General features: G+C 64.4%; 1 protein-coding gene. It reads right to left on the bottom strand.

Translation table 11 applies throughout. The annotated features are described in order from the left end of the window. Positions 1 to 253: hypothetical protein (locus tag E2A64_RS17890; RefSeq protein WP_158285805.1), on the bottom strand; the 253-nt coding region annotated here is incomplete at both ends.

The following is a 253-nucleotide window of genomic DNA, read 5'->3' as shown; positions in this document are numbered from 1 at the left end:
TCGCCGAAGCCCGTGTCGGTGGCGCCCGGCTTGCTGTCATTGTCGATGGTGGCCTTGAGCGTATAGGTGTAGCTCACCGTGCCGGAGAAGGTGTTTCCGGAATAGCCGTTGAGGACGAGCGTTCCCTCGACTGTATCGATGGTCTGGGGTGTCGCCGCGAGCGCCTGGATCTGGGCGAGGGTGAAGCTCTGGCCGCCCACGGTGACCGTTGCGATGCCGTCGGTGGCCTCGATCGTGAAGCTGCCGTCGACCA

Origin of the sequence: Pseudohoeflea suaedae (assembly GCF_004354915.1) — a bacterium.
Taxonomy (GTDB): Bacteria; Pseudomonadota; Alphaproteobacteria; order Rhizobiales; family Rhizobiaceae; genus Pseudohoeflea; species Pseudohoeflea suaedae.
The sequence above is the reverse complement of the archived record's forward strand: the minus strand, read 5'-3'. Positions and strand labels throughout refer to the sequence as shown.